The organism is Sunxiuqinia rutila, from assembly GCF_050589705.1.
Classification (GTDB): domain Bacteria; phylum Bacteroidota; class Bacteroidia; order Bacteroidales; family Prolixibacteraceae; genus Sunxiuqinia; species Sunxiuqinia rutila.
This window is the reverse complement of sequence record NZ_JBNGOT010000005.1, coordinates 31,955-44,859: the sequence shown is the minus strand read 5'-3', so window position 1 is coordinate 44,859 and position 12,905 is coordinate 31,955. Positions and strand designations below refer to the sequence as shown.

13 protein-coding genes are annotated in these 12,905 nt (G+C 44.2%); 9 read left to right on the top strand and 4 right to left on the bottom strand.

Annotated features, from left to right (window positions below; genetic code table 11):
• The first annotated feature begins 56 nt into the window (after positions 1 to 56).
• Complete coding sequence (locus tag ACRD6K_RS07350; RefSeq protein WP_430972736.1) at positions 57 to 1,364, top strand: serine hydrolase domain-containing protein; 1,308 nt, start codon at positions 57 to 59, stop codon at positions 1,362 to 1,364.
• Positions 1,365 to 1,469: 105 nt separating this feature from the next.
• A complete protein-coding gene (locus tag ACRD6K_RS07345) occupies positions 1,470 to 1,952 on the top strand; it encodes a methylated-DNA--[protein]-cysteine S-methyltransferase (protein WP_430972735.1) in 483 nt (160 codons plus the stop codon).
• Between the two features lie 3 nt (positions 1,953 to 1,955).
• Here the strand turns inward: ACRD6K_RS07345 and hydE are convergent, their stop codons facing one another.
• A complete protein-coding gene (gene hydE / locus ACRD6K_RS07340) occupies positions 1,956 to 3,050 on the bottom strand; it encodes a [FeFe] hydrogenase H-cluster radical SAM maturase HydE (RefSeq protein WP_430972734.1) in 1,095 nt (364 codons plus the stop codon).
• 224 nt (positions 3,051 to 3,274) lie between these two features.
• Here hydE and ACRD6K_RS07335 point away from each other — a divergent pair, with 224 nt between their 5' ends.
• The 6 genes from ACRD6K_RS07335 to ACRD6K_RS07310 all read left to right on the top strand — a co-directional run bounded on the left by ACRD6K_RS07335 (position 3,275) and on the right by ACRD6K_RS07310 (position 9,208).
• Entirely contained in the window at positions 3,275 to 3,865 is a 591-nt protein-coding gene (locus tag ACRD6K_RS07335; RefSeq protein WP_430972733.1) for a DUF502 domain-containing protein, read from the top strand.
• Positions 3,866 to 4,054: 189 nt separating this feature from the next.
• The gene (locus ACRD6K_RS07330) at positions 4,055 to 4,993 is read left to right on the top strand and encodes an ABC transporter ATP-binding protein (RefSeq protein ID WP_299576497.1); all 939 of its coding nucleotides are present in this window, start codon (positions 4,055 to 4,057) and stop codon (positions 4,991 to 4,993) included.
• Complete coding sequence (locus ACRD6K_RS07325; protein WP_430972732.1) at positions 4,986 to 6,320, top strand: ABC transporter permease; 1,335 nt, start codon at positions 4,986 to 4,988, stop codon at positions 6,318 to 6,320. Before ACRD6K_RS07330 ends, ACRD6K_RS07325 begins: the two co-directional genes overlap by 8 nt.
• 238 nt (positions 6,321 to 6,558) lie before the next feature.
• The gene (gene cysK / locus ACRD6K_RS07320) at positions 6,559 to 7,470 is read left to right on the top strand and encodes a cysteine synthase A (RefSeq protein WP_430972731.1); all 912 of its coding nucleotides are present in this window, start codon (positions 6,559 to 6,561) and stop codon (positions 7,468 to 7,470) included.
• Between the two features lie 197 nt (positions 7,471 to 7,667).
• Positions 7,668 to 8,540 carry a PIG-L deacetylase family protein gene (locus tag ACRD6K_RS07315; protein ID WP_430972730.1) on the top strand — a complete coding sequence of 291 codons (873 nt, stop codon included), beginning with the start codon at positions 7,668 to 7,670 and terminating at the stop codon, positions 8,538 to 8,540.
• Between the two features lie 146 nt (positions 8,541 to 8,686).
• Positions 8,687 to 9,208 (top strand): mechanosensitive ion channel domain-containing protein, encoded by a 522-nt coding sequence (locus ACRD6K_RS07310; RefSeq protein ID WP_299576489.1) that lies wholly within the window; start codon positions 8,687 to 8,689, stop codon positions 9,206 to 9,208.
• 104 nt (positions 9,209 to 9,312) lie between these two features.
• Here the strand turns inward: ACRD6K_RS07310 and ACRD6K_RS07305 are convergent, their stop codons facing one another.
• The 3 genes from ACRD6K_RS07305 to ACRD6K_RS07295 all read right to left on the bottom strand — a co-directional run bounded on the left by ACRD6K_RS07305 (position 9,313) and on the right by ACRD6K_RS07295 (position 11,571).
• Positions 9,313 to 9,972, bottom strand: a complete 660-nt coding sequence (locus tag ACRD6K_RS07305) for a tetratricopeptide repeat protein (protein ID WP_430972729.1) — start codon at positions 9,970 to 9,972, stop codon at positions 9,313 to 9,315.
• Positions 9,973 to 10,184: 212 nt separating this feature from the next.
• On the bottom strand, positions 10,185 to 10,892 hold the full coding sequence (locus tag ACRD6K_RS07300) for a head GIN domain-containing protein (protein ID WP_430972728.1): 708 nt from the start codon (positions 10,890 to 10,892) through the stop codon (positions 10,185 to 10,187).
• A gap of 112 nt (positions 10,893 to 11,004) precedes the next feature.
• Positions 11,005 to 11,571, bottom strand: coding sequence for a hypothetical protein (locus ACRD6K_RS07295; RefSeq protein WP_430972727.1), 567 nt, complete (start codon positions 11,569 to 11,571; stop codon positions 11,005 to 11,007).
• A gap of 168 nt (positions 11,572 to 11,739) precedes the next feature.
• Between ACRD6K_RS07295 and ACRD6K_RS07290 the strand changes: the two genes are divergently transcribed.
• On the top strand, positions 11,740 to 12,900 hold the full coding sequence (locus tag ACRD6K_RS07290) for an iron-containing alcohol dehydrogenase (protein WP_430972726.1): 1,161 nt from the start codon (positions 11,740 to 11,742) through the stop codon (positions 12,898 to 12,900).
• Positions 12,901 to 12,905 lie beyond the last annotated feature (5 nt).

The window sequence follows — 12,905 nt, the reverse complement described above, 5'->3', positions numbered from 1 at the left end:
TCAATTTATCAATATTGTGTAAATTGTGCTGCCTAATAAACAGTAAACACATTTTTATGCTTAAGCTCATAACTTTCCTGTTCAGCATTCTGGTTCTTTTTTCCTGCACCCCACCTCCCCAAATCGACCTTGACACGAAGGTGATTAATCCAAAGGAAGCGGGGTTTTCCGAAGAAAGACTGGCTTTAGCTGACAGCTTAATTGAACGATACAGATCCAACCAATGGCTACCCGGTGGCGTTTTTCTGGTTGCCCGGCGCGGAACCATTGCCTACTACAAAAGTTTTGGTTATCACTCGTTAAACTTCTGGACCCCTTATCAAAATGAAGATATTTTCCGGATTGCATCCATGACCAAAGCCGTAACAAGTGTTGCCGTCATGCAACTTTATGAGCAAGGAAAACTGGGGCTGGATGATCCCCTCAAAAACTACCTGCCGGCCTTTGCTGAAACAGGCGTGCTGCAGCAACTGAATCCGGCCGACTCAAGCTTTACCACCACCCCGCCTCAACGGCCCATCACTATCCGACACTTGCTAACACACACATCTGGCTTGGTCTATGGGGATTTTGAGCAAGGAGACATCCGTGCTGCTTACCATAAACTGGGGTTACAAAACGTAGGTCTGTCGCACCAGTCATGGACAACCAAACAGTTCATCGATCAACTGGCACGCGCCCCTATGGCATTTCATCCGGGCGAACGATATTGTTATGGCTTAAATATGGACGTACTTGGGCGGGTAATTGAAGTGGTCTCCGGCCTTTCGTTGCGAGACTATTTTCAACAGCATATTTTTGAACCTCTGGAAATGGTCGATACCCATTTTTACCTACCTCAGGAAAAACACGAACGCCTGGTCCCTGTATATGCTCAAACAGATCAGGGCACCATCATGAAACAGGAAGTTGGCCATTCGCTCGGAATCAATTATCCGAAAAACAAAGACCGGGGACACTATGCCGGAGGTGGCGGACTCTCGTCAACGGCCCTGGATTATGCCCGATTTATGCAGGCGTTGCTTAACGGCGGAGAACTGAATGGTCAACGAATTCTAGGCCCCAAAACGGTTGAGTTAATGACTTCCGACCAATTGGTAGCCCTGAATAAAAAAGGAGCCGGAAGAAGCTCAATTCCCGGCAAAACGTTCAGCCTAGGATTTGGACTGCTTACCGAAGAAGCCGAGGGACTCAATTCAAAATCACCCGGAACATATGAATGGGGAGGCTATTTCAACACCCAGTTTTTTATCGATCCCAAGGAAGAACTCATCTTTGTTGGAATGACACAGGTTCATCCGTTTAACCATAGCGAATTTTACGACCGGTTGACCGCTGTCATTTATGGAGCTATTGATGACTAAGATAAAAACGCCTTATTTTCGCAATGAAACTGTTTAATCCGCAAACCTTTTTCATTACCGCTACGTTAACTCAATGTTAACTAAAAGCAAAACGACAAGCATCCGGTGTCTCAATCCTTCACATACCCGTCGCCAATTGGCCTGATTCAAATCGACTGTAACTCGCAAGCTGTTAGCCGCATTCATTTTGTTGAGCACGAATGTGAGAAAACAGACATCGAGCCGGAACTGGAAGACCTGATTGTGCGTCAGCTGGATGATTATTTCCGTGGAAGGCTTTTTCACTTTAACCTCCCGATTAGCCCCGAAGGAACTGACTTTCAAAAGAAAGTATGGAAAGAGCTGAAAACCATTAGCTACGGGCAATCCGTCAGTTATTTAGAGCTGGCCTTGCGTTTAGGCGATAAAAAACTGGTTCGGGCTGTTGGCAGTGCCAATGCCAAAAATCCCTTACCCATCATTGTTCCATGCCACCGGGTAATTGGGAGCAATAAAAAGCTGGTTGGTTATGCCGGAGGCCTGTGGCGAAAAAAATGGCTTTTACGTCACGAGCTGGAGTTTCGGCCCTACAGTAACGAACTGTTTTAAAGGTTAGTGTGATGAGCCTTGTCTACGGTTGATAAAACGCCTGGAATCACCCCACTCGCCATAGCCAATTTCGCCTCCTGCCATTTCAATCCTTGCTTCCAGGCAATTGCGGCATAATTCGGCATCTTCATCCAAACAAGGCTTGTCTTCATACAGTTGGTATTCTTTTCTGAAATCGCATGGAGTCAGGTTAGGCATAATCACATTGGCCCCAATTTTCAAGGCTTTTTCCCGACCGGCCGGATCAATGGCCTGCAAAGCTGTAGCCGCTGCAATATTAATATCGGGCATAAGCAAACGCAGAGCGGCAATCATTTTCAGTGCCAAATCGAAACGTTCCTGTTTGGTTTTTAGTTGATCCCGGAAAACATACAAAGGCGTATCTTCATGTTCAATATAAGGGCCCATGCCCACCATGTCCACATCCAGCTTTTTCAGGAACAGTAAGTCCGCTGCCAGGTGCTCCATGGTCTGAAAGGGCAATCCAATCATAACTCCTGTTCCTACCTGGTAGCCGCAATCCTTTAACAGCTGAAGGCATTCCAGTCGCTTTTCAAAAGAATGATGCACATTTTGCGGGTGAATTTGATTGTACAAGTCCGGCGTAGAACTTTCAATACGCAACAGGTACCGGTGTGCGCCACTTTCGAACCAGCGCTGATACGTTTCCCGGCTTTGCTCCCCGCAGGACAAGGTGATTCCCAGCTCCTCGTTTGAAAGCTGTTTGATGGCTTTCAGCAAACGATCAACCCGCTCTGTAAATGCGGGTGATGACAGCTCTCCCGACTGCAAGACCACCGACCCGAAACGATTCTCCCAGGCAAAACGACAGGCCCCTAAAATCTCCTCATCCGAGGCCTCGTAGCGAATAACCTTTTCATTGCTCTTGCGAATCCCGCAATACAAGCAGTCTTTGGAGCAGATATTCGAAAATTCGACGAGCCCCCGAAAGTAGACCTGTTTGCCAACAAACTCAATTTTTCGGGCATGAGCTACATCAAACAGAAGTTTACGCTCCTGCCCCTCCGCCTGAAGCAAGGTGATCAACTCTTCTTTCGAAAACGATTCTTGTGCAATAATATCCGATACATTTTTCACGCTTCGAAGATAAGCATTTCCCCACTAGCAGCAGGCCCACCTCTTCAAGAAATCGCTGTTCCAACTTCTTGTTCAATTGCCCGTGTTGATGCTCTAATCATTAAACCTTGCTTCTTCCAAAGCCAGTCAACTTTTTGTTGACTCATAAGTTTATTTTGTAACTTGCTATATCTAAAAAAGATAATCCCGGTGAGCGTACTCACTTCATCAAATGCTTGATATTCATGAAAAAACTACTGACTTATTTTATGCAAGGCCTCGTGTTTGTTGCCCCCATTGTGATCACAGGTTACATTGTTTTTCTGATTTTTGATTTTGTTGACGGCATCTTACGCCACCAGCTGGAACTGTGGTTTGGTTATACCATCCCTGGCCTGGGGCTCCTCATCATTCTGGGCTTCATCACCGTATTAGGGTTCGTTGGCCAATCCATTGTAGCCAGCCCATTCAAAGCACTAGGCCATCAGGTGTTAAAAAAAGCCCCACTGCTTCAGGTTATTTACAGTTCATTGGTCGATCTTTTCTCGGCCTTTGTGGGCAAAGAAAAGAAGTTTAACCAACCGGTTTTGGTTGAAATTAATAAAGAAAACAGGCTGTGGAAAATCGGATTCGTCACCCAAAAAAGCATGGCCGAAATTGGCATGGATGGCTTGGTTGCCGTTTACTTTCCGCACTCCTACAACTTCTCCGGCGAACTGTATATGATTGCTTCCTCAGCCATCAGGCCGCTGGACATGCCTCCTTCTGAAGCCATGAAATTTGTGGTTTCGGGCGGCGTAACCCGGGTGAACGAGACCGACATTACCAGAAACTAAAAACCAGCAGGCATCAGCATACTCGGAGAGTCTCAACAAAAGCCCCGTTTCCCGTTCAAAGATTAAAGTCGACTATTCGCCGAAAAAAGCAGTGCCTTTGTCCTGTTTTACTTAAATTTGAATTCAGAAACGGGCATCCGTTCAAATTAATACGAATTACATCGTTTAAAAATCTTAAATAGCACATCCATGGAATTCTTCAAAGCGACCAATGTCGTAAAAGACTATGCCGGACACCGGGCTTTGGATAAAGTCAGCATTGAAGTTGGCGAACAAAGTATTTTTGGGCTACTGGGGCCTAACGGAGCAGGAAAAACCACCCTGATCCGCATCATCAACCAGATTACAGCTCCAGACGAAGGCGAAGTTCAGCTGTTTGGACGTCAACTCAGGTCCACCGATATTCAACACATTGGCTACCTCCCCGAAGAACGCGGACTTTATAAAAAAATGAAAGTGGGCGAACAAGCGCTGTATCTGGCTCAACTGAAAGGCTTAAGCCGCCACGATGCATTAAAAGGGCTGAGGTACTGGTTTGAAAAATTTGAGATTCAACCCTGGTGGAACAAAAAGGTGGAAGAGCTTTCGAAAGGGATGCAGCAAAAGGTTCAGTTTATTACCACGGTAGTTCACCAACCCAAACTTCTGATTTTTGATGAGCCTTTCAGTGGTTTTGACCCCATCAATGCCAACCTGCTGAAAAATGAAATTCTTAAGCTGAAAGAAAATGGAGCAACCATTATTTTCTCAACCCACAACATGGCCTCGGTCGAAGAAATTTGTGATCACATTGCCCTGATTAACCAGTCGAAAAAGATACTGGATGGCCCCATTGACACCATTAAAGAGCAATACAAGCAGGATGTTTTTGAAATTGAAACCACGGTCGCGCATGATGTTACCGCTGAGTTTAGTCGCAATGGTTTTCAGCTCATTGATTATGAATTGAAGGGACATGTCCAGCGGGTAAAGTTTCAGTTGAACAATGAGATTCCAACCAATGCCCTCCTCCGCAATTTGATGGAAAAAATGGACATCCGCTCCTTCCGGGAAGTCATTCCTTCCATGAATGAAGTTTTTATTCAAGTTGTTGAACAAGCAAACCCCAAAAAACAAGCTCATGCATAAATCACTTATAATCTTAAAACGCGAATACATCACCCGGGTCCGGAAAAAATCCTTTATCATTTTAACCTTGCTGGTCCCATTTTTATTTGGTGGAATTACCGTTTTGCCGGCCTGGCTGGCCATGCAGGACGACGAAGAAGAGCGCACAATCGGGGTTTATGATGCCAGCCAGCAGTTTGAAAATCGCTGGGAAGACACAGAGTTTACTCGCTTTACCTTTATTCCAAAAACGGAATTTGAACGCATTCAGCAAGACATCAAATCGAGTGCGTACTATGCAGTTTTACACATTCCTGAAGATATTGTGACGACCAGTCGTGCCAGTTTATTGTCCGACAAGCAGGTGACCTTCGATATCAAAAATATGATTAGCAACAAGCTAAAAAACCTGATTGAAGAAGATAAAAAAGCCCTGATCATCGACGAATCCGGCATTCCGGATTTGGAAGAAAAACTTGCTGCCGCACGCACACATATTGAACTGGAAACCATGAAGGTGGACGCAAAAGGCGAAGCAGTGAAAAGCTCTACCGAAATTGCCATGGCTGTTGGCTATGGTGCCGGATTTATTATCTACATGTTTGTCTTCTTTTATGGCGCCATGGTGATGCGTGGGGTGATGGAAGAAAAATCAAGCCGTATTGTAGAGGTAATTATTTCCTCGGTAAAGCCCACCCAACTGATGTTCGGGAAAATTGTAGGCATTGGTCTGGTTGGCTTAACGCAACTTGTTTTCTGGGTTGTACTGATGTTTTTGATCGTTACCGGTCTGCAGGTCTTCCTTGCACCCGACCAGGCTGAAATGCTCCAGCAGTCGCAAAGCATGATGGCGGCTAATCCTCAGCTCCAACAAGCAGCACAGGAAAATGCCGTCCTCAACATTATCGATTTAATCGGCAACCTGAACATTCCGCTGATTCTTGGCTCGTTTGTATTTTACTTTCTGGGGGGCTTCCTGATGTACTCGTCCCTTATGGGTGCCGTGGGTGCCGCTGTAGATCATGAAGAAGAAGCCCAGCAACTGATGCTTCCGGTTACCCTTCCGCTTATTTTCTCCATCATCATTTTATTTCCGGTAGTGAAAAACCCCGAAGGTGCACTGGCCTTCTGGGCATCCATGATTCCGTTCACTTCACCAATCATTATGATGGTGCGTGTACCCTATGGTGTTCCGATGTGGGAACTGCTGCTTTCAATGAGCATTCTGGTCGCCTCCATTTATGGCACAATCTGGGTAGCAGGGAAAATTTACCGAACCGGCATTTTGATGTATGGCAAAAAAGTGAACTTTAAAGAAATCTTTAAATGGCTTTTTTATAAGAATTAAAATCAGACTAAATTGTATTTTATTCGTTTTTTTTAATTAATATTGTTGCATCAAAATAAAAATAGATCATTTCTGATGAACTTTTCCTTCCCAAATATGTGTATGTGCTGTTGCTACAGAGTAACACGGGGAAGGTATGTTTAAAATGCAATAAATTCTTTTTAATAAAGATATGAGCAGGCCTTCCATGAATTTGGAAGGCCTTTTTTTGTTTAATAACCCTTTAAAACAGACAAATATGAAATTCAACAACATTCTGGAAACCATTGGCAACACACCATTAGTTCGCATCAACAACCTGTATCCGGAAGACTACGAAGTCTATGTCAAGCTGGAACGCACCAATCCCGGAGGTAGCATTAAAGACCGGATTGCTTTAAAGATGGTGGAAGAAGCCGAAAGTAAAGGCATCTTAAACCCAGACTCCTTGATTATTGAACCAACCTCGGGAAACACGGGGATTGGACTGGCCTTGGTTGCGGCTGTAAAAAAGTACAAACTCATTCTGGTTATGCCTGAATCGATGTCTTTGGAACGCCGCCGAATACTAACCGCCTATGGCGCTGAGTTGGTGCTTACCCCCAAAGAAAAAGGCATGAAAGGAGCCATTGCCAAAGCTGAGGAACTTGCTGGAGAACAATCGAACTCCTGGATTCCTTCGCAATTTGACAACGAAGCCAATATTGCAGCTCACCGCGACCATACGGCTCAGGAGATCCTAAGCGACTTTCCTGAGGGGTTTGACTACCTCATTACGGGGGTAGGCACCGGTGGCCATATTTCTGGGGTAAGTGAAGTTTTAAAAACACGCTTTCCGGAATTAAAAACCTATGCCGTTGAGCCTGAACAATCGCCGGTTATTAGCGGTGGCAGTCCCGGGCCCCACCCCATTCAGGGGATAGGTGCTGGCTTTATTCCTGAGAATCTGAAAACCCCACTGCTGGATGGAACCATTCAGGTTTCGAAAGAGGAAGCCTTTGATTACGCCCAACGTGCAGCGAAAGAAGAAGGCTTGTTTGTAGGCATTTCTTCCGGAGCTTCACTGGCTGCTGTGGCCAAGAAGATCCAGGAGCTTCCTAAAGGATCAAAAATTCTCACTTTTTCCTATGATACCGGGGAGCGCTATCTTTCTATTGATGGATTATTTTAAACAGTATTATCAAAGGGAATCTCAAAAAGGCCAACAGAACACGAACTGGTCTTTTTTGAGATTCCTTTTTTTAGGATATCTTTGGGAGAAACATCACCCTTAAATTTAATTTTTAATACATCATCTTTAGTTGATTCGGCAGCCTTTAACCTAAATCAAAGAATTTCGAATTGATCCTATAAACAAACAACTGAACCATGAAAAAACTAATGACCTTCATTCTATGCCTTTTTCTTGTCCCCTTGTTTGCCAATGCCCAGGAAAAAATCAACCTGGTCGTTATTGGTGCTCACCCTGACGATTGTGATATTGATGCCGGAGGAACCGCGATTCAATTTGCACGCATGGGTCACAAGGTTCTTTTTGTGTCTTTAACCAATGGAGATGCCGGCCATCATGAAAAAGGAGGTGGCGCACTGGCCAGAATCCGACGAGCAGAAGCCCAGGAAGCCGGCAAACGCTTTGGAGTAGAATACCTGGTGTTGGATAACCACGACGGAGAGTTGGTGCCCAGCCTGGAAAACCGCCTGGAGCTGATCCGCATTATCCGCAGATGGAATGCAGACATTGTGATTGGCCATCGGCCCAACGATTATCACCCGGATCATCGGTACACCGCTCAACTTGTTCAGGATGCTGCCTTTATGGTGGTTGTTCCGAATGTAGCCTCCGATGTTCCGGCCCTAAAAAAGAATCCGATTTTCTTGTATTCGCATGATCGCTTTCAGAAACCAGCTCCCTTAAAACCAGATATTGCCATCGACATTACGGATGTTTACGAGGCTAAAACTTACGGGATGGCTGCTCACGAATCGCAGTTTTTTGAGTGGTTACCCTGGCTGAACGGAAGCCTGGATCGAGTACCCGAAACCGAAAAAGAACGCCTGAAGTGGCTAAATGCCATACGCGACCAGGAAATCAACGACGAAGCGCGCACATCGCTAATCAAATGGTATGGCCCTAAAAAAGGGAAAGCGGTTAAAAAAGCCGAAGTCTTTGAAATATGCGAATATGGCAGATACCCTTCCGATGATGAAATAAGACGACTTTTTCCGATGCTCAAAAACTAAAATCCTATCATAAAGCTGGAAGCATTCGTATTCCGGCTTTTTTTACCGCTCATTTTGAATCAACTGCAAACACGTCAAAGGAGCCCCATAAGCAGTAGTGAGAATGCCTCAATTTATTCCTATTTTTGTTTAAAACATTTACAACTATGGATGCCTATAAATTAGAAATCATGCAAACGGCCATTGTTTTGGCCCTATTATTAGCCATTCGATTCGTTATCAGACATTCGATCAACCGAACGCTAAAAAAGTTCAACTTCACGCTGCAGCGTCGTAGAATCACCATTAAGATGATGAACTTTTTCATCATTCTAGGCACCATCATAGCCGTTACTGGTATTTGGGGAATTGAAAGAGAAAAGTTGATGCTATTCTTATCCTCGGTGCTGACCATCATTGGCATCGCTTTTTTTGCGCAATGGTCTATCCTGGCTAATATTACATCCGGCTTAATTCTCTATTTTAACCATCCAATGAAACTGGGTGATCACATCAAAATACTGGAGAAAGACTTTATTATTGAAGGGCAGGTCAACGATGTAACTTTCTTTTTTGTTCACCTGATTTCGCCCGACGGCGACCGCATAACCATTCCCAACAGCATTATTCTTCAAAAGAATATCTCGGTGGAACATCCCGACAACAAAAAATCAAGATCTAAAAGTTAGTGGCCCCATTCAGGGTTTGGATTCAACAAAAAACACGTCTCAAAAAGACCAAAAAAAAGGCTGCTCCGATTGGAACAGCCTTTTTTTGAACTCGTGTTCAATTATTATCCGTTGATTGCCTGAGTAGCTGCAGCTTTCAGCTGTTTGGCCGTATCATCATTTGGAGTCAATTTCAAGGCTTTATCAAAGAATGGTAATGCCTTTTTAAACTCCGTTTTTGCTTTACTGGTGGCTTGTTTATACTGATCGTCAGTAGTCTTAAATTTTCCTGCAGCCACATCAGCAGCAGCCTCTTTCAAAATTGAAGCTCCTTTTTTGTAGTAAGCGTTTCCTTCTTTCAAATAGTAAGTGGAAAGCATGGATTTCATTTTCGTATTATTTGAATTGGCTGCAATACCAGCTTCCAGAGTTTCAACAAAACCTTCATCATCACCCTTTTTACGTTGAGCATTGGCTTTGTACAAATAGGCCGTAGATACTTTATAATTACTTTGGATTGACTGATCGAAGTATTTAACTGCTTTGTCAAAGCTTTTTACTTTATAAGCACAATATCCAGCATTGTAGATCATCGCGTTGTCTTGCTCTTCCTCACCCCAGTTAGCTAAAGATTTCTCAAACAGCTCCAGCGCATTTTTGTAGTTTTTGTCTCGTAGTGCATTGTTACCGTCATTCTTCAATTGAAGTGCATCAGGAGCCTCTTGTGCCACACCAGCAACGGCCATTCCCAGACAAAATACAGTAAATAAAATAAATCGCTTCATAATATGATCCTCTTTTCAGTTTTATTAATTATATAAAAGTTAAATCTTACCTCTTTTGGGCATCGAAGTTTCCAAAAATAACAATAATGATTTAAAAACCTAAACAAATATTGCACTCCTTTGGTTTTAATCACTCAGAAACAGGATTTTACTAAAATAAAAAAAAGCAGAAGACAAGACGACTTCTGCTTTCTAAAAAAATAGATCTATTATTATTCCGGACTTACGAAACCGATTCCTTCGATTTCTTTGTCCACTTCCGGATTACCTTTGTAGCGAATTTTACCTACGCCTTCGATTTTGGCTTTCAAATAGTCGGTTGCATATACCGAACCTCCGCCTACGCCTTCGATTTCAATAGCAACCGATTGGGCTTTTAATGCGTCTGCATCCAAGTGTCCGGCTCCCGAAATTCGTGTATCCATAGACTGAGCTACACCGCGAAATTTGAAGCTGACACCGCCTTCGCCCACCACTTTCAGATGATCTACTTTCATTTCCATTTCAATCTTGGCACCGCCTTCCACCTTCAGGTAGAAATCCTTCAAATCAACATATCCACGGGTTTCCAGGTTCAGACCGCCTTCCACATCGAGTTCTTCCAGCTCCACAAACTCGATGTATAAAATCATTCGGTCAAAACTAAAGTGCTTTTCCTTCAGCTTGACGCTTAAAATTCCCCGTTCATTTTCTACCTCAATGTACTCGAAAGCCTCTTCATCAGCTTTTATTCGCAAACCGGGATGATCAGATTGCTGAAGAATAACTTTATACCCGCCTTCCAGGACAATACGGTTAAAGGAAGTAAGCTCATATACCCGAACATCATCGTCGTCCCACTCCGGAGCAGCAGAAGCCAAGGCAGGGAGTAACCAAAAGACCGAAAGAAGAAGTAGCATTGAAAGTTGTCTGGTTTTCATCGTTTTCAGGAATTAAATTCATTGTAGCACAAAACTAAACCATCCAAGGACTCTACGCTTGTTTTTTTCGATGAATCCCCGTTTTTAAAAGGTGAATGACTGGAACAATCAGTTATTGCTTGCCTTGTCTGCGAGCAAGCAAAACCCGAAGGTATACTAAGCCATAAATAACCAGCAATGCCGCAATTCCTAAAACGAGAAAATCGGTAAGCTGCCAATTCAAATGCTCGGGTCTACTCAGTAAAAACTGCATCAACCCTGTCACGAAAATGACCATCAACAGCAAAGGAATCCGGGCATCCTTCCTTTTTTGCATCCGAATGCTCAAGCCAATCCATAACAGGCCCAGTCCCAGCATTCCCAAACCTTGCTGCTGCTGCATCTCCACCATTTTTAGTGCCCCAAAAATAAGCGGGATGAGTGCCACCAGGTACAAGGATCGAACTAAGCTGCCAAAGACTTTTTGAAATTGCTTTTCGCGATGAAGGTATGGAAACAGGCTTTTGGGATGACGTTTTTCCGTGAACCTTGCCCCCCTCAACTCATCTTTCGACTGTATCAACTGACGGTCAATCGCTTCCTGTACGGCAATATCAACCGCCTCTGGTTCATACGCATCACGCTGGCTAAGCAGTTCTTCCAACGCGTTGTCATCCAGCGAGCAAATTCGATTTCTCAATTCATCTTTTTCCATTCAACAAAAATAGGAAACTTTATTCAGCGACAAATGCTAAAGTCATGATGAAGAAAGATTCCCGATTCACCGGATAAAGCTTAAAGTTTATTAACAGAAAATTTGCCACACGTTTTGTAAATTTGGAGACCAAAACAAAAAAAAGGAGAAAACATGTATAATTTCGAGTTCAAAAATCCAGTAAAAATATTGTTTGGAAAAGGGCAGATTGCCAAAATCGCTGCCGAGTTGCCACGAGATAAAAAAATTCTGCTGACCTATGGCGGAGGCAGTATTTTTAAAAACGGCATCTATGATCAGGTGAAAGCTGCAACCCAAGGGCTCGACATCATTGAGTTTGGAGGCATTGAACCCAACCCGCATTACGAAACGTTGATGCAAGCGGTGGAACTGGTAAAAAAAGAAGGAGTGGATTACCTGCTTTCTGTTGGGGGTGGCTCCGTGCTCGACGGAACAAAATTCATTGCGGCTGCTGCACTGTATGAAGGCGATGATCCGTGGGATATTTGTGCTAAACGAAGTCAGGTAAAAGTAGAAAAAGCCATTCCGATTGGCGCCGTCATTACCCTTCCGGCTACTGGTTCTGAAATGAATGGAAATTCCGTTATCAACCGGGTTGCTACCCAGGAAAAACTGGCTTTCGATTCGCCGGCTGTTATGCCCCAGTTTTCAGTACTTGATCCGGAAGTTATTTTCTCTCTTCCCGACCGGCAAGTAGCCAACGGCATTGTGGACGCTTTCATTCACGTTATTGAACAATACCTCACCTTTCCGGTCAATTCGCCTTTGCAGGATCGGTTTGCCGAGGGCATTTTACACACGCTGATTGAAGAAGGCCCCAAAGTGCTGGCTAATCGAAATGACTATGAGTCAGCAGCCAATTTTATGTGGAGCGCAACCATGGCTTTAAACGGACTTATTGGCATGGGTGTTCCTCAGGACTGGGCTACCCACATGATCGGGCATGAGCTAACGGCTTATCATGGAATTGATCACGCCCGTACCCTGGCAATTGTGCTTCCCGGCATCATGCATATCCGTCGAAAAGAAAAACAAGCCAAGCTCCTGCAATACGGCGAACGCATTTGGAATATAACCGAAGGAACAGTCGATGAGCGCATTGATCTGGCCATTGCCAAGACCATTGCTTTCTTTGAGTCGGTGGCCATTAAAACCACCCTGCCCGACTATGATGTTCCGGCCGAAACCGTTACTCGTATTGCCAACCGTTTTGAGCAACGGGGCTTCAAGGTGGGCGAAAAAGCAGACATTGGCCCCAAAGAAATTCAACATATTCTGGAAAACCGCTTATAAAAAAA

What these genes read in the sequence shown, in the direction of transcription:
- ACRD6K_RS07350 (WP_430972736.1), top strand. Translation starts at nt 57, where the DNA reads ATGCTTAAGCTCATAACTTTCCTGTTCAGCATTCTGGTTCTTTTTTCC.
- ACRD6K_RS07335 (WP_430972733.1), top strand. Translation starts at nt 3,275, where the DNA reads ATGAAAAAACTACTGACTTATTTTATGCAAGGCCTCGTGTTTGTTGCC.
- ACRD6K_RS07330 (WP_299576497.1), top strand. Translation starts at nt 4,055, where the DNA reads ATGGAATTCTTCAAAGCGACCAATGTCGTAAAAGACTATGCCGGACAC.
- ACRD6K_RS07325 (WP_430972732.1), top strand. Translation starts at nt 4,986, where the DNA reads ATGCATAAATCACTTATAATCTTAAAACGCGAATACATCACCCGGGTC.
- cysK (WP_430972731.1), top strand. Translation starts at nt 6,559, where the DNA reads ATGAAATTCAACAACATTCTGGAAACCATTGGCAACACACCATTAGTT.
- ACRD6K_RS07315 (WP_430972730.1), top strand. Translation starts at nt 7,668, where the DNA reads ATGAAAAAACTAATGACCTTCATTCTATGCCTTTTTCTTGTCCCCTTG.
- ACRD6K_RS07310 (WP_299576489.1), top strand. Translation starts at nt 8,687, where the DNA reads ATGGATGCCTATAAATTAGAAATCATGCAAACGGCCATTGTTTTGGCC.
- ACRD6K_RS07305 (WP_430972729.1), bottom strand. Translation starts at nt 9,972, where the DNA reads ATGAAGCGATTTATTTTATTTACTGTATTTTGTCTGGGAATGGCCGTT.
- ACRD6K_RS07300 (WP_430972728.1), bottom strand. Translation starts at nt 10,892, where the DNA reads ATGAAAACCAGACAACTTTCAATGCTACTTCTTCTTTCGGTCTTTTGG.
- ACRD6K_RS07290 (WP_430972726.1), top strand. Translation starts at nt 11,740, where the DNA reads ATGTATAATTTCGAGTTCAAAAATCCAGTAAAAATATTGTTTGGAAAA.